Source organism: Streptomyces sp. NPDC006739 (assembly GCF_042869815.1).
Classification (GTDB): Bacteria; Actinomycetota; Actinomycetes; order Streptomycetales; family Streptomycetaceae; genus Streptomyces.
Window position 1 is genome coordinate 1 of the sequence record NZ_JBIAGM010000057.1, and the last position, 18778, is coordinate 18778.

An 18778-nucleotide genomic window follows, 5' to 3' on the forward strand; every position below is an offset into this window, starting at 1 on the left:
CGCACCGCACGGCGGCGGAGCTCAAGCGGGTAACGGGAAGGTCGTGCCATGACTCGATCCTTTCATGAAATCGAGTCTCCATTCGAACCGGGGCGGTTCAGTCGTCCTTGATCGCGGTGATGCGCCCCTTGACCAGGACGTTGACCCCGTCGACGAGGGATTCGGTGGCGTTGCTGGCCAGGTCCCGCCAGGCGGTGCAGATGTAGGGGATCGGCTCCAGGTCACGCCACTTCTGTGCGGCGGTATCCCACTGCGTGGGGGTCTCGGTGAGACGGAACCGGCAGACGGCGGTGCCGTCTTGGGTGAATCGGACTTCCACGTCGCCGGTGATGGTGCCGGTCACGTGCGTGACGGACAGAGCCATATGAACACCTCTTATTTCAAATAATAGTGTCTACGCGGGGAGGGTCAACCCCCCTGTCGGCACTGCCCGCCGCCGGAGAGCGCGGTGCGGCGGGCGAGCCGACGGATCCAGGCCTTCCAGCCGCTCAGCTCCGCCAAGGCCGGCGTCGGGGTGAGGTTGTCGAAGACCGTGGCCGTCTCGATCTCCACCTGCATCGGAACCGTGCCATCAGCCCGGACCAACTGCTCGTCGGCGGTGTCCAGATGAACGGAGACCCGTACGCCACCATGGTCGGCGTCAAGGTAGACGAACACGAGGATGCCCGCGAGCTCGATGCAGGGCAGGCCCTCATCGTCGGGGCTCTCCTGCGGGTGGAAGACCGCCGAGCTGTTCGCCGCCGCGCAGGCCTCGGCGTCCGAGAGGCTCAGGCTGAGCGGAGCACGCACCTGGCGGGAGATGCCGTCGGCGTACAGCGTGTAGCCCTCGTCGCCGCGGTGCTTGTCCGGGCCGTAGTAGAGGCCCACGGCCGTCCGGTCATCGGTGGGAGGACGGTACGGGACACCTTCGTCGCCCGCCACGTTGTCCCAGGAACTGCGCACGTGCTGCGCCAGCGAGGCCATCGCGGAGGCCTCATCGGCGAAGAGCGTCACATCATCGCCGTGCCGGTCCCACTGGCGCAGCACCCACGCCCGACCGGTCACCTGCAAGGCGAGGTCCTCTGAGACGGCAAAGCTGAAGCGGCTCAGCCACCCGCTGAGGATGTCGACGGTGTCTGCTCCCGGCCATTCGCCGGCCGCTTCTTCGAGGCCGTCCATCAGGTCGGCCAGGTCGAGGATGGCCTCACCTTCGGGCGTGGCCGGGTCCAGTTTGATCGGCATGGCATTCTCCTTCGCAGAGGGTCGGGGGCGGTCAGGACCCGTCCATGAGGGTGTTGAACAGGTCCATCAGGTGGTGCTAGGCGGGGGAGAGGGGCGCGGTGCGCAGGACGCGTTTACGCAGGACGGGCACGTCGAGGCTGATACCGGAGGGCACATCGGGCCGGTCGGGCAGCGAGACCAGCTGGTAGTTCCGGGTGTGGATCATCCAGGCCTCGTACCGGTCGGCGGGGCTGCCGCTGCGGGCGGCGTGCCCCTCGTCCGTGGTGCGGGACAGGCACAGGCAGGACGGATCGGAGCAGGGCCGTCCGGCGGGGTGGCTGGCCAGCACCGGGCTGCGGCGGTAGTGCGTGCGAGTGCCGTTCAGCATCGGGCAGTGCGCGGCGGTGTACGGCAGGCACTCGGGGTGCAGCGCCGGTTCCGGGGAGCAGCCTTCGACGACATCAGCCGGGCGCACCAGCAGGAAGCACCGCTCGTCCAGCGGCTGTTCGCAGATCTGGCACAGGCGCCGCCGGAAGGCGGCGTGGGCCTTGTCGGCGTCGAGGACACCGAAAGCCGCATGGCCGTCGTGGATCAGCGTCACGTACGGCACCACCAGCCCGCCCGCCAGCGGCCGGTGGGCACAGCGTTGGGGGATCGCGTGCATGGTCAGTTCTTTCGGATCGCGGGAATGCGCGGCGGGGCGCGAGGGCGCCCGGGCCGCAGGGCGTCAACTGCTGGCCGGTGGGTCGGCGGGGCCGCCGGCCAGGAGCGCCTCCCAGTGGGCGTAACGGCAGTCGGTGGCGTCGTGCAGGCGCAGGTGCAGCCAGCTGAGGTTGTCTCCGGCCCGGATGGCGGCCTCGGCGCCGATGGCGGCGGCGCGGGGGTAGATGGTGGTGTCGTCGGGGCCGACCAGGACGACGATCAGGCCCGGGCGGGGCGGCACGTGGCGGAGCGTGAAGCCGGTGTAGCTGCGGTCGTCCAGGAGCACGAGCGGGGCACGCTGGTATTCCTCGGCGCTGAACAACGGCGATGGCAGGTGCAGGCGGGGGACCGGGCAAGTCCGCAGGCCGACCGGATCGTCGTGGGTGCTGTCGCTGATGACCAGCACCGGGGCCTGCGGTCCTTCCGTGGGGGCTTGTGCTGGGGCGGACATGGCGGTGACACGTTGCTTTCGTGAGAGCCGGGCCAGGAACGGCCACGGGGTCAAGAGTGAGTTGGCGGCCTGCGGGCGGGGCTGCTGACGAGAGTCGCCCCGACCGCAGGCGTTCGATCAGCCGAGCGGGTAGAGCACCAGCGCGGGGACGGCGGCGCCGGGGATACCGTCCCCGTACAGCTCGCGCAGTTCCTGGTCCTTCTCCAGCTCTTCGGCCAGCGGGAAGACGTCGCCGACGAGGTCGCTGTGGATCGGTGCGTACCGGGACAGGCTGTAGGTGGAGAACGGGGAGAAGAGGTTGCCCTCGGCGTCGCGGGACAGCACGACGAGCGTGTCCCCAGGCAGTCGGCTCCAGTCCGCGCGGACCAGGCGACGGAGCACGGCGAGGGTCAGGGGGCGGTCCGGGGCTTCGCCGTGCGGGTCGGGGGACGGCGACTGCTGGTCGGTCATGACAGCCTTTCACGTACGGGCCGGGCCGCGGAGGGCCCGGCCGGGTGGATGGGCAGATGGCGGGCGCCGCCCCACTGCCGGGGCGGCGCCGTCCGGCCCGGTCAGTTGTCCTCGATCTCGTCCAGGCAGGCGACGGGGATGCCGTTGCCCGGGAGCCGGAAGCGCTTCATGTCCTCGGGGATGCGGTACTTGTTGCGCGGGTCGCGGCGCAGGATGCGGGTGGACTCCTCGTCCAGCAGGAAGCCCGCGCGGGTGCCGGTGCGGTTGCGCTCCTGCACGGTGCCGGTGAGGCCGCGCAGCAGAGCCGGGCGCAGGGTGTCGTTGATGCGGGCCCGGCGTCCGGCCACGATGCCCGCGAGCGCTTCCTTGTCGATGACGCTGAGCCGCCGTGCGGAGGCCTCCTGGACCTTCGCGACCTGGGCCGCGTCCTGCAGCTGGCCGATGAAGTTGAGGACCTCATCCATGGTGACGGTCATGCTGGTTCGCCTCTCTGTGACGCGGTGGAGGAACCGGCCGGGCACGGGCGTGCCCGGCCGGGGCTCGCGGGAGGTGCGGTCAGGCGGCCGGGTCAGGCCGGTGGCGGGCGACCGCCTGGTCCTCGACCTCGGACAGTTGGTAGCTGCCGTTGTCGTCCTGGCCGAGCGCTTCGAGGAGCAGCAGGTAACGGGCCTGCCGCGCGTAGAGGTTCGACCACGTCTTGGGCTCGCGGATGTCGTACTCGCAGGCAGCGGCGACGTGCGCGAACAGCGCGTTCACGACGCGCGCCTTGGGCAGCTGCACCGCTGTCTCGGTCAGGTCCGCGTTCTCGGGCTCCTTGATGCCCAGGAAGCGGGCGACGGTCTCGGACTCGTGCTTGTCGGCCCAGGAGCTGTAGAAGTACGGGAGGGTAAGCACGACCTCCTGCGCGAACACGCGGGCCGCATCCGGCAGGGTCTTCTGGCGCACCAGCCGGGCGACGAAGTCCTGACGGGGACCGGCGGCGGCCTTCCAGGCCCGGTTGCAGGCGATGACCTTGCGCCGCTCCTCGGCCCTTTGCTCGTCCTCCTCCGTCCTGGGCTTCTTCGGCTGGGGGCGGACCTTGTGGCCGTGCGCGGCCGGGTCGGCGCAGTGCCACACGGGCTGGTGCTCGTCGTCGAGCCGGGCGCTGTGCCCGGGGCAGTTCTTGTGGTTGTCCTCGGTGAGCGGATTGCCCAGCCCGCTGGTCAGCTCGGCCAGGGGCCTGGACGGGTCCTTCTGCCCCCACCCCGGCTGCCGCAGCAGCGGGATGTCCGCCGCCTTGAGGTCCTCCACGGCCTTGATGCGGGCGGCGGCATCGTCCTGCTCCGCCTTGAGCAGCGCAAACTCCTGGTCCCAGTGGCCGCGCCCGCCGCTGCCCTCCTCCTGTTCGCGTGCCAGCGCGCGCAGCAGACGACGCTCCGCACCGGGCACGCTCTCGACCTCGGCGAGCTGGGCGGTCTGCTCCAGGTCCATGCCCCCGGCCGACGCCCGGCGAAGGGTGGCGTCGTCCAGCTTCTGCGCCGCCTTGGCCTGCTTGACGGCGTTGCGGCCGACACCGAGAGCCTTGCTGGCCTGACGCCGCTCGATGTCACTCATGTCGATCAGGGACAGCTCCTGCGACTTCAGGATGTCGCGCTCGCTCATCCCCTCGCGGTGCTTGTTCTCGACCAGCGACAGGAACCGGGTCCAGCCGTCGCGGCCGACCAGGTCCTCCCGCACATGCGCCTTGATCCTGCGCACCGGGCGGCCGTCCTGCTCGGCGGTGGCGTTGGCGATCTGCTGCGCCTGCGCACGCCGCCAGCCCTTGAACGCGCCGTAGGTGCCGTCGGGCCGGGGCCGGACACTGATGCTCTCCTCGACACCGATCTCCTTGACGGAGTTGATCAGGTCCTCGTCCGGTTCGGTGTCCTCCTCGCGGGCGTTGCACTCGTCACGCACCACGAGCGCCGGGTCGAGCAGGACGATCTGCGGCGCGTTCTCCTCCTCGTGCGTGGCCGGTTCGGTGGGCTGGGTCGAGACGGCGGTGGCCATGGCGCTCTCCTTCTCCTCGCCTGTTCGGCGAAATGGCGCGGTTGGGGTGTCGCCCCCTCGCTTTAAATACAATATGAGTGTCTTTTGATGTGAAGGCTAGATACCCTCTGAACTGCGCAAACGTGCCTTGTGGGGTTGCCTGTGCCGTCTCGCCGACGGTCGCACGGGCGGCGAACGGGATCTCAGCTCAGGTCATGCACGACAAGCCAGCACGGACCGGACCGGACCGTGAGCCCCAGGCTCCTCACGTACTCAAGCAGGGGGCCGTCCCACTGGCCGCCGACCGGCAGGAAGGGCAATGCCCGGTACGTGTTGGGCTCCAACCGCTCGTAGCTCGCCCCGAGAATGATGTGCTCGCTGTCGCCGACCGTGAACAACTGCACGCGGACCTCGGCAGCGTTCCCGCCGGTAGAGCGGTGTGCCTGGGCTTCCAGCGCCTCGGCCAGCGCTCCCCACTGCCGGGGCGGCGCGACCACGATGCCGTAGACGGCGTACACAGAGTGGGACACGGCCATGGTTCTACCTCCCTGGCCCAGAGGCCGGAATCGGCGGGCGGGCAGTGCCGGCCGGGCGGGGCCGGCGGATTGCGGATGGGTGCGGTGGGGTCGGTCGGGAAGGCGGTGTGCTCACGTGGCGCGCGGGTGCCGGCTGCGCGCGTGGGCGGCCCGGATGTCGGCGTCGAAGTCCGGGTGCTGCCGGGCCGACGACGGCAGCAGCGCGTTGCGGACGTCCATGGCCCGGGTGAGGACCCGCAACTGCGCGGGAGACAGCACCCAAGGACCCCGCTCGTCGGCGTCCAGGAGGGACAGCAACTCTTCGGCGGTGCTGACGTCCCCGGCCTGCCGGAACACCGGGTGTGTCCGGCTGACCCGCAGGGCGAGGCTCAGGCTGGCTCCAAGGTGCGGGGCCTGGCAGCGCCGGTCGGGGGTGATCACCTGGTGGCCCTCCGGGACGGTGAGGATCTGGAGTACCCCTGCGTGCACGATGAGTCGTTCGTCGCTCTGGACGGGGAACGTCGACTCCGTCGCCGGACTGCCGCAGGAGCGGCAGCGGTAGGTCCCCGGCCCCTCGGGCCGGTAACGGCCGTCGTGGCAGACGTGGCAGAGGATCGGAACGGGCACGGTGCACCTCCGCGCGGGCACCGCTGTAGCGGGGCGCCCGCAGGTATGGGGGCGGTCAGGGCTTCACGCGCGTGACGCGGGAGGTCGGTAGATGGACGCGCAGGACGTCCGCGTGCGCGGGCGGGTCAAGGGCGGCGATCCGCTGGAGCGCTTCGGTTAGCCGGTGACGAGTCGTTCCCGGCCGCCAATCTCGCCCGCCTTGAACGCCCCCGACCCGCCCTGGAGCTGCTGCCCGCGCGCACGCGCTACTTGGGTACGACGAGGAACACCGGGCTCCTTCCGTGCGGGCCGCCCTGGTCGGGGCGGCCCGCGTCCGGGGCGGCCGGCTGGTCAGCGGGTGAGGGTGACGGTGTAGTCGGCGTCCAGGACGGCGAGCGCGGCACGGATGGACGCGCGGGTCTCCGCGCTCGGGACCGAGCAGGGGAAGTCGAGGGCGAGCACCGCGTCGTCCAGGTCGTCGTCGGTCATCGGCAGCGTGTATCCGCTGCGGTAGAGGGCGACGGCGGTCGCGGTGGCGACACGGACGCGGTTATAGGCGATGGCCTCCCCGGCCGTGACGTCGATGCCGAGCGCTTCGCGCGCGGTGGGCGGCAGTTCCGCGATCCCAGCAGCGAACCGGCGGGCGGAAATGCGGACACGCACGGGTCGCAGGGCGCGGCGCAGCGATCGAAGCATGGCAACTCCTGGGGCTGGAAGGGGGGAAGGGGGCCGTCATCGGGCGGACGAAGTGGGGGAGGGGACGGCACCTCCCCGGCTCACTACTAATAATAGTGTAAATTGGAAGGGTGTGAACCCACCCCTGGCCTGCACAAACGGGGAGGCGTGCGCGTCCGCGCACGGAAGGTCAGAACTGCGGGGCGTACGCAGCCAGGGACTTCGGTGCCGCGCTGGTGTAGATGCCTTCCATGCCCGACGGCGCGATCAGGCCCCAGGTGAAGGTGGCGGTGTCGACGTGGAACTGCCCGCGCCGGGGGTGCGGAGGGACGAAAGCGCGCAGGACGCCCACGCCGTAGGCCTCCAGCGTGCCGTCGAGGAACGCGTCGCGCTGCTCGCCGGCCACGTCCGGTCCGTACTTGTCGAACTGCTCGTCGGTGACGACGGCGAGCACGGGGCTCAGGTCGTCCCTGACGGGGCCGAACATGCTGTGCCAGTGGGCGAGGTCGGCCATCGCCTCCGCGCGGCTGGCGCGGGTGCTGCGGTAGCGCACACCGTCGCGGTGGTCGGCGAACCCGTCCGTGTCGTACAGCCATGCCTCGAACTGGTGCTCCGTGTACATCCCGATGCCGTTGTGGCGGCGGCGCAGGAACCCGAAGGACTCGCCGTCGACCGTCACGGGGTGGCGCTCCGTGCAGAACTCGCAGGTAACGCCGACATGGCGCAGGAAGCGCTGTAGGCGGGGGAAGCGGGGGAAGCGGGCGAAGCGTGGCGCAGTTGCAGCAGGTGTATACCTCCCACCGGGAGGGGCTTGCGACCGTGTCGTGGTGGCACTGCGGGCACTGATAGGCCTTGTTGCTGTTCCAGTCGATGACCGGCATCGGGTTCCCGTGCACGAGAGCTCCTGAGAACTGGATTCGGGGGAAGGGTGCGCCGTCGCCCCGATGGTCGGGGCGACGGCGAGGCGGCGGTCCCGGATTCACTATCTATAATAGTGTGAGTTAAGTATCCGTGAACTCCCCTTTGACCTGCTGGTTTGCAAGGTTGTCAAGGCCTGTCAGTGTCGGTGGGCCGACAGTGTGGCGTCCGGTCCGAGGTCCGGCGGAACGCAGTAGTCGACGTCGGGTTCCGGCGAGAGGAGGTCTCCGGTGTCGATGTCCGTGCAGTAGGCGTCGAAGACCTCGCCTGCGGTGAGAGGTTCCGGATCACCCTGACGCAGACGCCACCCGTATACCCGGTCCGGGGCGCTCGGGGTGGAGCTCCGTATGACCAGCCCGCCGGGGCTCCGGGTCGCGAGGCCCACGGCCAGAACGGTAGTGAATTCGAGGGCTTCGGCCTCGTCGAGCTGGCACGCGCCGTCTGAGTCCGTGTCCGCGTGGAGGACGGCGACCAGGGTTTCGGGCGCGGCTGAGACGCTGCAGACGAGATGCCGCTTGCCCGGCCGGGCTGTGTCGAGGATGCGCGCCAGCAGGCCCGATGCCTGAGTGAAGGCCGTTCGGCCGATGTCCTCGCCGCAGGAGGCGCAGGCCCCGAGCCGGGCCAGAAGCGTGGTGCCGTACTCCCAGGTGGCCTGGCGGACCGCTTTGTCGACCAGGGCTGGGATCAGGTCGGCCAGGGGCTGGCCGTCGTACGGGAGGGCCGGCCCCCGCCTGGCGAGTTCGGCGGTGAAGCGGGCACGGCTGGACGCGCTGTCAGGGTCGAGGCCGGCGTCGGTGCAGAAGCCGGCGTACTCCTCGGGGTCGAAGAGAGCGAGCATGGTGGGGGTGCCCTGCGAGGCGCGGGCCCTGAGAAGGCCTTCAACCCCTGTCAGGTAGGTCGCGTAGTCATCGAAGGCGAAGCTGCCGTAGTGCCGCATGGCGCGGAAGTCGTGCTCATCGGTGAGCAGGCCGATGGAGCCGGAGATTTCGCGGCGCAAGAGGCAGCGCATCGTCTGGAGGTCGGTACGCGCCGCGTCTCCTTCCGTGTGTGATCGTTCGGCGCCGGACGCGTCCTGGCGGCACTCGGGGGGCTGAGGTGTGGAGGTCATGTGCGCGCCCTTCTCGTAGGCGAGTTGAGGGGGTCCGCCCCGCCCGGGCCGTATGGCAGGAGCGGTCCGCTCGCGCTGGCTGGTCGTCGGGGCGTTCGGCGGAGGCGGGAGGCCGTTCCTGGGGGACGGTGCACCCCCTGCCTCACATATTCAATAATAGTGTCCTTCGGGGAGGTGGGAACCCGCCCTTGACCTGGCCGTTCACTCCTGTGTGGGTTGGACGAACGCAGCCAGCATGGGGATCACCCGGTCAGGGCGGCCGGACGTTTCGACGGTCACCGACTCGCCGGAGGCGCCGACGATGACGTACACGCTGTCCACTTGGACGGGGCCCTGCTGTCCGGACGGGCGGGCATCGTGCTGCCAGATGATCCGTGTACGCCGGTACTGCTCCTCGATGCGGGCGCCGGGGAGCGCGCCGGCCACGGCTTCGGCGACTGCGGCGCGGGCGCTGGTCTCCGCCTGCTGCTGGGTGGTGAGTTGGGCGGCCAGCGCGGCGGCCTCGGCGTGCAGCGGGTAGAGCCGCCGGGTGATCTCGCGTGCCACATGACGGGCACTGATCGCTGTGACCCTGATCGACGGGCTCTGGCCTCCGCCGTCGACCCGCTCCGCATCGGCCCCGGCTACTACCTCCAGCCGCAAGGCGGGTGGCCGCCAAGCCGTACCTGGTACTTCGCCACGCCCTGGCGCGGGCCTCGCGGGTCGCCGTCGTGCGGTACGCGTGGCATGGCCGTGAGCGGCTCGGTCTGCTGCGGGTCCGGGGAGAGGTGATTGCTTTGCACGGTCTGCTCTGGCCGGACGAAATCCGCGACCCCGCCGCCGTGGTGCCTGCGCCAGTCCAGCTGGACGAAGACGAGATCAACCAGGCCATAGCGTTGATCGAGGCCATGACCCGCGACGACCTCACCGGCCCCGAGTTCACCGACCACTACACCGAGGCACTGCAGGAGGTGATCGAGGCCAAGCAGGAAGGCCACCGCCTGCCAAAGGCGCCCGAGCCGGCTCCCCGGCCGGGACAGCTGGTGGACCTGATGGCCGTGCTGCAGGAGTCCGTGGACAAGGCCCGAGCATCGCGCGCCGAGGACGACACGGACGGCGTGTAGCACCGGCGGAGGCGGCCGCGACGAGGCGCTGACGTGCCGTGGACGGGGCGCACGGCAGCATGGTCGGCTCCGTGGTCGGGCCGTGCGCCGAGGTGGTGGGAGCCGTGGTCGGGGCTACCCAGTGGTGTGGTCGGGGCCGGGCAGCTCCGGCGGGAAGTGCCCTTCCAGAATCTTCGCCAGCGGTGAAGGACGGGCACGTTGACCTCTGGCAGCGGATCGTGGCCGGTTGTCAGGAGAGTTTGACGGCCATCCGGTTCTACCCGCAGAGACTGGCTCCTGCGGCAACATCGTCTGCTGATGCGCGGCCCGGCAACGGATTCAGCTCCGGGCCAGTAGCAGACGCTTCCCTGATCAGGGTCTCAGCCTTCCGCGATGACCTCGTCCGCCTGCATACCCTTCTGGCCATGCACCGCGACGAAGGTCACCTTCTCTCCTTCCTTGAGCCCCTTGAAACCGCTCCCCTGGATCGCCCTGAAGTGCACGAAGAGGTCCGGACCGCTTTCGGGGGTGATGAAGCCGAACCCCTTCTCGTCACTGAACCACTTCACGGTGCCGGACTGCCGCTCCGCCATATCCACTCCCTCGAATCACATGCTCGGGCTGCACGTGCGCCAGCAGTCGTTACATCGACCGGTGCCCGAAACGACCGACCCGCCCCTCGGTTTCCGAAAGCCGGATACCCCGGCAGCGGGGCCACGTCCCAGCCTCCGGCGACCTCACGCAACAGCAACCGCATCGTCTCCGCGAACGCCGGGAACTCCTCCAGCGTGCTCGCCATCTCCCAGCGATACCTCAGTACTTGGCGCCTGGTCGGGACCGGACGCCTGGTGGGGTGCAGTGGCGCGTCCTCCACCGCGCGGGGCAGCAGCCGCACCGTCGCGTCCACCGTCCACACCGCTACAGCCTGCCGCATGCCCGCCTGCCACACCTCGTCCTCGGCCAGTGCCGGGTACACGCCGACGACCTCCGCGCGATACGCCTGCTCGATCTCCGCTGCCGTCCCGGCCGGCAGGGTGAAGACGCACCAGCAACTAGAGAACGGCATCCGGCAATACGCGGCCGTCAGGAACACCGACTGGTAGCAGGCCGCCTCGAAATCGATCAGTCGCAGCCCCTCGGGGGTGAGCAGGTTGTTGTCGGGGCAGGTGTCACCCGGGGTGAAGGCCGGATACTCCTCCCCACCCGCTGTCCCGATCCGGGCCAACTCCTCGGCAAGGCCCGCCGGAACCGCGATTCCGGCGCCGTCGAGCAGCGCGGGCAGATCAGCGACCCGCTGCGCGATCCATGGCTCGTCCCCCCAGGACGGCATGCCCTTGTCGTACCGGGACCACAGCCGCGCGAGATCGGCACGCCGGTGCACAGATTCGGCAGCCAGCCGCCCGAGCACGCGAGCCCAGGCGAACAACCCGCTTTCCGCGACCGTCGGATCGCTCCCGAGCAGAATGTCCGCCAGAGTAGGCGCGTTCCCAAGATCCGCCATGACCAGCAAGGGAACCTCGGGGTCCACACCCAGAAGTTCGGGACCGGCGATCCCAAGAGACAGCCCTGCGGCCTCCGCCGTGAAACAGCGCAGGGACTCCGGCTCACTGCTGAACGCCTTGACGATCACACTGCCGCCGGCAGCCGATTCGCAACGCAATACGGTGCTACGCGAACTGCCACCCAGGTCAACCGGGCCGGACAACTCGACATCCAACAGTTCACCAGCGGCGCGCAAGATCGACTCCACCCCGGCATTCTGCCACCAACACGCTGGAGGCCGTAGGCCGCTATGTGACCGCCGACCATTTTGAAACGATCAGTCAGTCGGTGTCGGGTGCGAGAGGAGGCCGGGCGATCCGTGGCACCCCCTCTCACACTTCTAATAATAGTGTCATATGGAGTGGTGTGAACCCACTCCCGACCTGCGCCTTCCTCTGGCGGTCAGGGGGTGCTGACCAGGGCCGGGCGTCGGCCCCGTGGGCGCCTGCGCTGCTGGGCACGCAGGGAGTCGGCTTCCGCCTGGGCGCGGCGGGCGCGCTCGTGCTCCTCGGTGGCCGCATCGGCGCAATAGGGGGCCCGCCACCGCAACCCCCGGATCTCCTGGGTCAGCGAGCCGGGGCGGTCGGCCAGCATCAGCAGCAGGACCGGGTGGGGGGAGAAGGCAAGCCAGTGTGCGGCGGTCCGCCATGCGGCCTCGGCGGATTTGAGCGCGGGGACCGCGGTACGGGCTTCGCGTTCCAGGCGGGCGGCCTCGGCCTGGTGGTAGGAGGCGGACCAGGTGAGGAAGCGCAGCAGGCCGGGGGTGTCGCGCTGCCGGGAATCCTCCAGGATCGCGGGCAGGTCGGCGCTACGCTCGACGTACTCGGCGCACCCGCGCAGTACGGCGGTGAGTACCGAAGCCGTCCTCTCCGACGGCGGGTGATCAGTGGCGGAACTCATCGGATACACCGACTCTGCGGGGCGGTCGGCGTAGCGGTAGAGGGTGAGGCTGCCCCGGTAGCCGGTGCGGCTGCGGGCGAGCCGCGGGAGGTCCTCGGCGGGGGCGGTGGTCTTGAAGGAGTTGACCGGCCCGAGACAGGCGCGGATGGCGGTGAACTGGTCCCAGTGATGGGGGTCGGTGGTGCCGGTGACGTGCACGCTGCCGCGCATCGCCCCGCCCAGCTCGAACACCACGGCGTCGGCCTCGCGGGGGCCGGCGGTGGCGCGCACGGGGCCGGCGGGCGTGTCGATGGTCAGGGTCGGGCTGGTCATGGGCTGGGCTCCTCGGGGCTCGACTGGGTGGTGCGGGGCCTGCGCCCCGCGCTCGCCGAAGGGGAGGGTGCGGGCGCGGGGCGGCGTCGGCCAGTGGCGCGCTGGCCGGTGCAGTCGTCCACGCTCCGTACCGGGGGGGTGCCCCTATCTCTTTGGTCAAGGGAAACGGGGGTGCGTTGGGTCGGCGAGCCGGGCAGCATGGCGGCGTGGCTGATCTGCTGTGGGATGACGTGAGTTCCTTCTTCGATCCGGACTTGATGGGGTCGTTGCCGGACGTGCGTGTCCCGAATGCCTCGGTTGAGGACTGGCAGGCGGTCCTCGATCTTGTCGCGGAGAAGGGCTGGAAGTGCCAGTACTCCGAGGGTGAGACGGTGCTTCCGGTGCCTCGGGCGGAGGCCGTGCTGTCCCGCCCGGCGGATGCAGAGTGCCCGGACCTGCGGGTCTGGCCGACTGCCGATGTGTTGGCGATCTTCCGTTTTCATGCTGATGATGAAGTCGACTTCGACGTCGACCTGCGGGAGTTGCAGGGTCAGGGTCGACTCGATGTGTTCTGCGGCTTCCTCCGGGAGATCGGGCGGCGGCTGGGCAAGCCTGTGCTGATGGACCCGGAAGGCGACTACGGCCATCCGGTGCTCGGCTTCGATGTCGAGGCCGATCGAGTCGTTCTCCTCGCAGACCCGCAGGTCAGGTGACTGCGGCCGACGGCTGCGGTTCGTAGAAGGTGCCGTCGCGGAGCATTGCGAACAGCACGTCGGCCCGGCGTCTGGCGAGGCAGAGCAGGGCTTGGGTGTGGTGCTTGCCCTGGGCGATCTTCTTGTCGTAGTAGGCCCGCGATGCCGGGTCGCCCAGGGCGGCGAACGCGGAGAGGAAGAAGGCCCGTTTAAGCTGCTTGTTTCCTCTCCTGGATGGCTGTTCGCCGCGGATCGAGGAGCCCGAACTGCGGGTCGCCGGGGCGAGCCCGGCGTAGGCGGCGAGGTGGCCGGCGGTCGGGAAGGTGCTGCCGTCGCCGACCTCGATCAGGATGCGGGCTCCGGTCCTGACGCCGACTCCCGGCATCGACGTCAGGACCTTCGAAAGAGGGTGGGCGTCCAGGAGTTCCTCGATCCGAGTGGCCAGCAATTTGCGCTGGTCAAGGACGGCCTTCAGTGAGGCGGCCAGGCTCGGGACGATCAGTGCTGCCGCTTCGGTTCCCGGAACGGTGACGGTCTGCTCGTCCAACGCGGCGAAGATCTCCTCGACCAGACGCTCGGCCATCCTCGGCGCCTTCGGCCGCAGCAGGGTGACCAGCCGTCGGCGGCCGGCCTTGCGAATCTGGGCTGGTGACCCGAACCGTTCCAGCAGGGCCAGGACGGCAGGGTGCTGCAGCCGCGGCCCCAGGACCCGTTCCAGCGACGGATGGATCTGGGTCAGTAGACCGTGCAGCCGGTTGGCGACCCTGGTGGCCTCGCCGGCCAGGTCGTCGTCAAAGCCGACGATCATCTCGAGCTCCGCGATCGTCTCGTCCTCGCCGTCGACCGCCCGCAGCGTGTGGGGCATCGCGCGGGCAGCGTCCGCGATGATGAACGCGTCCCTGGCGTCGGTCTTGGCCTCGCCCGGGTAGAGGTCGGCGATCCGCCGCATCGTTAATCCGGGCAGGTAGGCGACTGAGCAGCCCATGTCCCTTGCGACCGCCAGCGGCAGGGCGCCGATCGAGGCCGGCTGGTCGACCACGACCAGCACTGTTCCGTGCTTGGCCTGGAGTTTCGCGAAGAGCTCGCGGAGTTTGGGCTCGGTGTTGGGCAGGCGCTTGTCGAAGGCCTTCTTCCCGGCCGAGGTAACGGCGGTGGGGTGGTGTTCGCCCTTGCCGACGTCCAGGCCGAGGTAGACGTCGATGTCGCCGGTGTCGATCACGTGCAGGCCCCTCCATCACGCTTTCGTCCGGTCTTACCAGGGCACCGAGCTGCCACATCCACGTTACGGAGAACTCTTCCGGCTCGGGTGAAGCCGGTGCTCAAGCCCCTCATCAGCGGTCCGTCGATGCTTCCGGGCCCGGTGACACCACCCCCCGGATCATGAACAACAAGGGGGGGAAGTCATGCCGGACCCGAAGGCCGGAGGCCCCGTTGCGGAGCCACGAAAACGGTAACGGGGGGGGGCGTGGACGGCGTCTGCGGGGCTACTCCTCCGGCGGCTTGTGCCGACGGAGGTTGTCCCGTTCGCTCAGGCTGGGGCGGCGGCCGCAGGGGCAGTCCGCGTAGCGGCGGCCGTGCATCTTGACGAACTTCCCGCCAAGTGCGTGGCCGTTGACCCGTTTGGTCGTGCCGGGAACCGGCTCGGTGTTGGTGCAGTAGCCGTCCGGGGTGACGGCGGGCTTGTCGTTCATGAACGCTCCCCGGCGGTCCCGTGGGCGCGGTGCAGTTCAGGCATGTGGGTCCTCCAACTCGGAGTCGGGGAGCTGGACCAGGACAGGGGCCGGGTAGACCTCGCGCTGTACGGCGGCGACGTCCGAGCAGGGAGTGACGGCCTCCTGGAGTTCGGCCGCGTCCACGGGGTGCAGCCATCCGTCACGCACAGACCAGCCGCACGCGCGGGGGTCGGGCTCGGCGGCCGTGGTGGCTATCAGGACGGCGCTGCGCATGGTGCTGCCCTCCAGCGCGAACACCAGCAGCATGCGCAGGGCGCAGAACTCCTCTTCGTCCAGGACGGCCAGGCGGAGCGGCTCCATACCGATCGAGAGATCGGTTCGGCCCGTCACGAACGCGTCATCGGTCCGCTGAGCCACGAGGTTCAGCGTGTGCTCACCGTCTCCGAGTGCCTGGAACACGGCGGAAAGGGCGGTCAGGGTTCGGCTCATGGCGGCCGCGATGGCGTCGTCTCCGAGCTCCGGACGTGCAGGCATGAGGACTCCTTGCGAGGCGGGGCGGTGGGCGGTGGGCGGTGGGCGCCGAAAGGCCGGCCGCGCTGCGCCCCTGGACACAGATGTCTTGTTGGTGCGCGGTCTGCTCCGCTGGCGCGTCGCGCTGCCGCTACGCGGCAGGGCCGGGCGGGCGCGCTCCGCGCTCCCTGCGGGGCCGGGGCGCGCGCTCCGCGCTCTAGGTCGTGCGGGCCCGTGCGGGCCCGTGCGGGCCGGGCTTGGGGGAGTCGCCCGGCCCGCACGGGGGTCTGTCAGCCGTGCGCGGCGGCTGTGAGGGCGGGAACCGCGAGCGCTTCCAGGGCGGCGGCCTGGTCAGCATCGGTGAGGGTCTGCGCGGTCGACGTGACAGCCTGCATCACGCCCCCGGCCGTCATCTGCCCGCCCCGGATGAAGTGGGACAGGATGCGGTCCTTCATCTCGGTGCCGATGCTGAGCGACTTGGTGACGTGCTCGATGGTCTTCGTCGGCTCGTTCAGCGTTTTCCCGGCGGCGGCCTCCATCTCGTACACCTTGGCCTCGACGTACTCCCGTGACAGGAACGTGCGCACGGCGTCGGTCGTCTTGGAGGTGATCAGCTCCAGCGTCTTGCGCTGGGTCTGGCCGGACCAGTTCACAACGCCCTCGTCCTGCTTGCCTCCGAGGTGCACGGCACGCATGACGTCCTTGGTCTGGGTCAGGCCGTTGCGGCATACCTGGATGACCGCGCGCGGGGTGATGGTGTACGCCCCGGCTCCAACTTCGCTGTTGGTGATGACGAACCCGGCGGAGATCATCGGGAGTTCGTCACCGCTGCGGCCGTCGAACGGGGAGCGGTAGCCGCGCAGCAGGTTGCGGGCCTGGATCGCGACTGCTTCGGACTCGACGCGCACGTACATGCGCCGGTCGGTGAGGTCGCATCCCGTGATGCGAGTGGGGTGGCCGGACTTCTGCACCCCGTCGAGCGCGGCCAGCAGCATGTCGAGGTTGTCCATCAGCTTGTAGCTGTCGGACAGCAGCGCGCGGGCCACGCCCTCACCGGGCATGCCGGGGCCGTTCTCGCTCCGGAACGCGCGGAGCATGAAACGGCGCTCGGGACCCTCACGGAGCCACGCGTTGACGTTCTCGTCCAGCAGCGGGACGTTTTCCGCGCGCATGCGGCGCAGGTAGGCCAGCGGGATGCGCAGCTTGTCAGAGATCCCCTCGTCGGCAACGGCGGTCGGCCGGTAGATGCCGTCGACGTCCGTCACACCGTCCTCGGTGATTTGGGATTCGACTCCTTCGACGTGCACGTTTCCCTCCCGCATCCGCAGGGCGGACGCGGGGGCGATGACGTCCAGCTTCCGGCGCTGTCCGTCCTCCAGGATGCGGAACAGGTCGGACAGGTCGGCGTTGCGGGCGCCGGTGGGGGCGACGTTCGTAGCGCGCTCGGCGAACTGCTGAGTCATGCGGTTTTCCCCTTCGCTGTTGGTCTCTGCGGTTCGGGGGGCGGAGCCACCACCCCCCGAACAACTTCAATAATAGTGTGTTTTAGAGGTGAGCAAACCCACCCCTGACCAGCACACTTAGACCATCGGCGCGCGGAACTCGGGAAGCGACGTAAGACTCTGTCGCCGTACGTCCGTGACGGCGGTCACCGGAACGCCACCGCTCACCTCGCACAGGTCGTAGCGGACGCTGTGAGCCGCTCCGACCGGTCCGGCCTGCGCCTTGATCGCCTGCACCCAGTAGATGCCGTGACGCCGTGTCAGGCTGCCGTGATACCTGACCTTCTGCCACAGCATCGGCCCGGAGTCCTGCGGGTCAAGGATGCGTGCCACCGTGAGCGCAAGCGGATTCGCCACCCGCTCGGCCAACAGCAGGTTCACGAACGCGTAGTCAACCGTCAACCGGTCGACCGGCACATCGGCCATGGCCGGGCTGGTGTGGCCCGTGCGCACCCCCATGGCCCAACCCAACTCGAAGAAGGACCGGACCACGTCCAGCTGTTCAAGAGACACCCTCAGGGCGTCCGGGTCCCGCTCGCTGCGGGCCAACTCATGCAGCGCGTAACGGGCCTGCTCCTTCTCGGCGTCCGTGATGGGTGCTCCCGCTTCCTGGGCCTGCTCCGGAATTCGCGTGTTCTCCATAGCGTCCCTCTCTCCTTTCAGCGATGCCGGGGGAGGGGGCACCCCAACCGGTGTGCCCCCGTGCGGATTACTTCAGGAAACCGTTCGACCGGAGGAAATCGGCCGTGATGTACGCGATTCCGTGGGGCTTGTAGATCTGCGGGAACCGACGCAACTCAACTTCCATGCGCCCTGACTTGTCCGGATCGATGAACTCCTGAACGAGACGGTAAGGCTCATCGCCCATCGGCATTTCCAGGACGACCGGACCGGCGGCCTTGGTCTCGAACCGAATTCCGGTGTAATTCCGGTCGGAGTTGTGAACGATCCTCGCCCCTGCCCGCGCGCACAGCAGAGGCAGCAGGTTCGCGATCGTGCGGGCCCGAATCGCAAGCTCGGTCATGGGCGCGTCTGCGCCGGGCACCCCACGCACGATCCCGTCAGTGATCTGGAGTTCCACGTTCTTCCCCTTCGTTGGTCCCTTGCGGTTCCTGGGGGTCGCCTCCCCCAGGACTTCAAATAATAGTGTCTCTGTCGTCCGAATGGAACCCCTGTTGCGCCACGGGTTGCGCTGGATGTTGCGCCAAGGCGTTGCGATAGAGGTTGCGCTAGATGTTGCGGGGCCTCGTGGTCGGCCTCCGTATCACCGCAGGTCACATCAATAATCGAACCTGGTACGCCTGCTGACATCCCCTCTGCTGCCACTTTCCCGCGCCGGTTGAAGGATGAGTGAGGAACGGGGGCGGGTGGATGGTGGGGTGGCGAGCTTCGGGGATCAGGGCGGCTTGGCGGTGTGCTGCGCGTCGGCTGCGCCGCCGCACCGTGGGTGGTGTAGGGGCATGTCCGGCCCCGGAGGGCGGGACAGGGGCAAGACAGAGCCAAGGGGCCCGTCCCTCGCCTTGCAGTCCTTCTCCCCTCCCTTCCGTCCTCCGTCTCCCTCCTCCATCCCGCCCTCAGGCACCCGCTCTACCGGAGGCAGCCCAACCCGCCCGCGCGTGAATTGATGGACCGAAATACCTCATTTGATGCTTTCCCAAAAGGCGTGTGCCGCCTGGATGGTTGGGGGGTGTCCCGCGTTTCCACCAACGTCACATGCTGCATCAACCTGATGCACGCGTTACGCTAGAACCCGCACGAACGAGCACCCCCTACCCGCGCAGCCAGCCCGGCCCGCGAATGCGGGCCGCATGTCAGGCTGGAGCGAAGCGGAAGCCTGGCAGCGGGACATAGTCCCGCCGGTCCGGGAGCGCAGCGTACGGACCGTCAACCAGACTGCGCAGCAGTCTGGTTGTGCGGGTTGCGCAGCAACCCTCCAGCGCTCACGCGGAGCGTG

24 protein-coding genes are annotated in these 18778 nt (G+C 69.3%); 2 read left to right on the plus strand and 22 right to left on the minus strand.

The genetic code is table 11. The features are described 5' to 3' along the window. Nucleotides 1-97: 97 nt before the first annotated feature. The 13 genes from ACFYMM_RS43155 to ACFYMM_RS43215 form a co-directional block, all read right to left on the minus strand. Nucleotides 98-364, minus strand: a complete 267-nt coding sequence (locus ACFYMM_RS43155; RefSeq protein WP_388398061.1) for a single-stranded DNA-binding protein — start codon at nucleotides 362-364, stop codon at nucleotides 98-100. A gap of 44 nt (nucleotides 365-408) precedes the next feature. Then, entirely contained in the window at nucleotides 409-1221 is an 813-nt protein-coding gene (locus ACFYMM_RS43160; protein WP_388398064.1) for a hypothetical protein, read from the minus strand. Between the two features lie 76 nt (nucleotides 1222-1297). Next, nucleotides 1298-1864: a cell envelope biogenesis protein OmpA gene (locus ACFYMM_RS43165; protein WP_388398067.1), complete on the minus strand. Its 567-nt coding sequence runs from the start codon at nucleotides 1862-1864 to the stop codon at nucleotides 1298-1300. Nucleotides 1865-1927: 63 nt separating this feature from the next. Continuing rightward, nucleotides 1928-2308, minus strand: a complete 381-nt coding sequence (locus ACFYMM_RS43170; RefSeq protein ID WP_388398069.1) for a hypothetical protein — start codon at nucleotides 2306-2308, stop codon at nucleotides 1928-1930. A 162-nt stretch (nucleotides 2309-2470) separates the two neighbouring features. Beyond that, the gene (locus ACFYMM_RS43175; protein ID WP_388398071.1) at nucleotides 2471-2803 is read right to left on the minus strand and encodes a hypothetical protein; all 333 of its coding nucleotides are present in this window, start codon (nucleotides 2801-2803) and stop codon (nucleotides 2471-2473) included. Nucleotides 2804-2904: 101 nt separating this feature from the next. Beyond that, complete coding sequence (locus ACFYMM_RS43180) at nucleotides 2905-3279, minus strand: hypothetical protein (protein WP_388398073.1); 375 nt, start codon at nucleotides 3277-3279, stop codon at nucleotides 2905-2907. 79 nt (nucleotides 3280-3358) lie between these two features. Further along, a complete protein-coding gene (locus ACFYMM_RS43185; RefSeq protein WP_388398076.1) occupies nucleotides 3359-4831 on the minus strand; it encodes a ParB/RepB/Spo0J family partition protein in 1473 nt (490 codons plus the stop codon). 182 nt (nucleotides 4832-5013) lie between these two features. Next, complete coding sequence (locus ACFYMM_RS43190; protein ID WP_388398079.1) at nucleotides 5014-5340, minus strand: hypothetical protein; 327 nt, start codon at nucleotides 5338-5340, stop codon at nucleotides 5014-5016. Nucleotides 5341-5457: 117 nt separating this feature from the next. Beyond that, nucleotides 5458-5952, minus strand: a complete 495-nt coding sequence (locus ACFYMM_RS43195) for a hypothetical protein (protein ID WP_388398081.1) — start codon at nucleotides 5950-5952, stop codon at nucleotides 5458-5460. 330 nt (nucleotides 5953-6282) lie between these two features. Further along, entirely contained in the window at nucleotides 6283-6627 is a 345-nt protein-coding gene (locus tag ACFYMM_RS43200; RefSeq protein WP_388398084.1) for a hypothetical protein, read from the minus strand. Nucleotides 6628-6796: 169 nt separating this feature from the next. Continuing rightward, complete coding sequence (locus tag ACFYMM_RS43205) at nucleotides 6797-7285, minus strand: hypothetical protein (protein ID WP_388398086.1); 489 nt, start codon at nucleotides 7283-7285, stop codon at nucleotides 6797-6799. Between the two features lie 378 nt (nucleotides 7286-7663). Then, nucleotides 7664-8533, minus strand: coding sequence for a hypothetical protein (locus tag ACFYMM_RS43210; protein ID WP_388398114.1), 870 nt, complete (start codon nucleotides 8531-8533; stop codon nucleotides 7664-7666). 300 nt (nucleotides 8534-8833) lie between these two features. After that, entirely contained in the window at nucleotides 8834-9178 is a 345-nt protein-coding gene (locus ACFYMM_RS43215; protein ID WP_388398089.1) for a hypothetical protein, read from the minus strand. A gap of 101 nt (nucleotides 9179-9279) precedes the next feature. On the opposite strand from ACFYMM_RS43215, the gene ACFYMM_RS43220 reads away from it, so the two are divergent. Then, a complete protein-coding gene (locus ACFYMM_RS43220) occupies nucleotides 9280-9735 on the plus strand; it encodes a Ku protein (protein WP_388398092.1) in 456 nt (151 codons plus the stop codon). Nucleotides 9736-10094: 359 nt separating this feature from the next. Here the strand turns inward: ACFYMM_RS43220 and ACFYMM_RS43225 are convergent, their stop codons facing one another. The 3 genes from ACFYMM_RS43225 to ACFYMM_RS43235 form a co-directional block, all read right to left on the minus strand. Next, on the minus strand, nucleotides 10095-10307 hold the full coding sequence (locus ACFYMM_RS43225) for a cold-shock protein (RefSeq protein WP_388398095.1): 213 nt from the start codon (nucleotides 10305-10307) through the stop codon (nucleotides 10095-10097). Further along, the gene (locus ACFYMM_RS43230; protein ID WP_388398097.1) at nucleotides 10280-11464 is read right to left on the minus strand and encodes a hypothetical protein; all 1185 of its coding nucleotides are present in this window, start codon (nucleotides 11462-11464) and stop codon (nucleotides 10280-10282) included. Before ACFYMM_RS43230 ends, ACFYMM_RS43225 begins: the two co-directional genes overlap by 28 nt. A gap of 194 nt (nucleotides 11465-11658) precedes the next feature. Next, nucleotides 11659-12468, minus strand: a complete 810-nt coding sequence (locus ACFYMM_RS43235) for a hypothetical protein (protein WP_388398099.1) — start codon at nucleotides 12466-12468, stop codon at nucleotides 11659-11661. Between the two features lie 206 nt (nucleotides 12469-12674). Between ACFYMM_RS43235 and ACFYMM_RS43240 the strand changes: the two genes are divergently transcribed. After that, nucleotides 12675-13160 carry a hypothetical protein gene (locus tag ACFYMM_RS43240; protein ID WP_388398100.1) on the plus strand — a complete coding sequence of 162 codons (486 nt, stop codon included), beginning with the start codon at nucleotides 12675-12677 and terminating at the stop codon, nucleotides 13158-13160. Here ACFYMM_RS43240 and ACFYMM_RS43245 read toward each other — a convergent pair. From ACFYMM_RS43245 to ACFYMM_RS43270, 6 genes are all read right to left on the minus strand, one after another. Beyond that, complete coding sequence (locus tag ACFYMM_RS43245; RefSeq protein ID WP_388398103.1) at nucleotides 13153-14358, minus strand: IS110 family transposase; 1206 nt, start codon at nucleotides 14356-14358, stop codon at nucleotides 13153-13155. The genes ACFYMM_RS43240 and ACFYMM_RS43245 overlap by 8 nt on opposite strands. Before the next feature lie 265 nt (nucleotides 14359-14623). Further along, a complete protein-coding gene (locus ACFYMM_RS43250; RefSeq protein ID WP_388398105.1) occupies nucleotides 14624-14830 on the minus strand; it encodes a hypothetical protein in 207 nt (68 codons plus the stop codon). 36 nt (nucleotides 14831-14866) lie between these two features. Further along, nucleotides 14867-15346, minus strand: coding sequence for a hypothetical protein (locus tag ACFYMM_RS43255; RefSeq protein WP_388398107.1), 480 nt, complete (start codon nucleotides 15344-15346; stop codon nucleotides 14867-14869). 266 nt (nucleotides 15347-15612) lie between these two features. Continuing rightward, a complete protein-coding gene (locus tag ACFYMM_RS43260; protein WP_388398108.1) occupies nucleotides 15613-16785 on the minus strand; it encodes a DUF932 domain-containing protein in 1173 nt (390 codons plus the stop codon). A gap of 117 nt (nucleotides 16786-16902) precedes the next feature. Continuing rightward, nucleotides 16903-17466, minus strand: a complete 564-nt coding sequence (locus ACFYMM_RS43265; RefSeq protein WP_388398110.1) for a hypothetical protein — start codon at nucleotides 17464-17466, stop codon at nucleotides 16903-16905. 67 nt (nucleotides 17467-17533) lie between these two features. Further along, on the minus strand, nucleotides 17534-17905 hold the full coding sequence (locus ACFYMM_RS43270; protein ID WP_388398112.1) for a hypothetical protein: 372 nt from the start codon (nucleotides 17903-17905) through the stop codon (nucleotides 17534-17536). Nucleotides 17906-18778 lie beyond the last annotated feature (873 nt).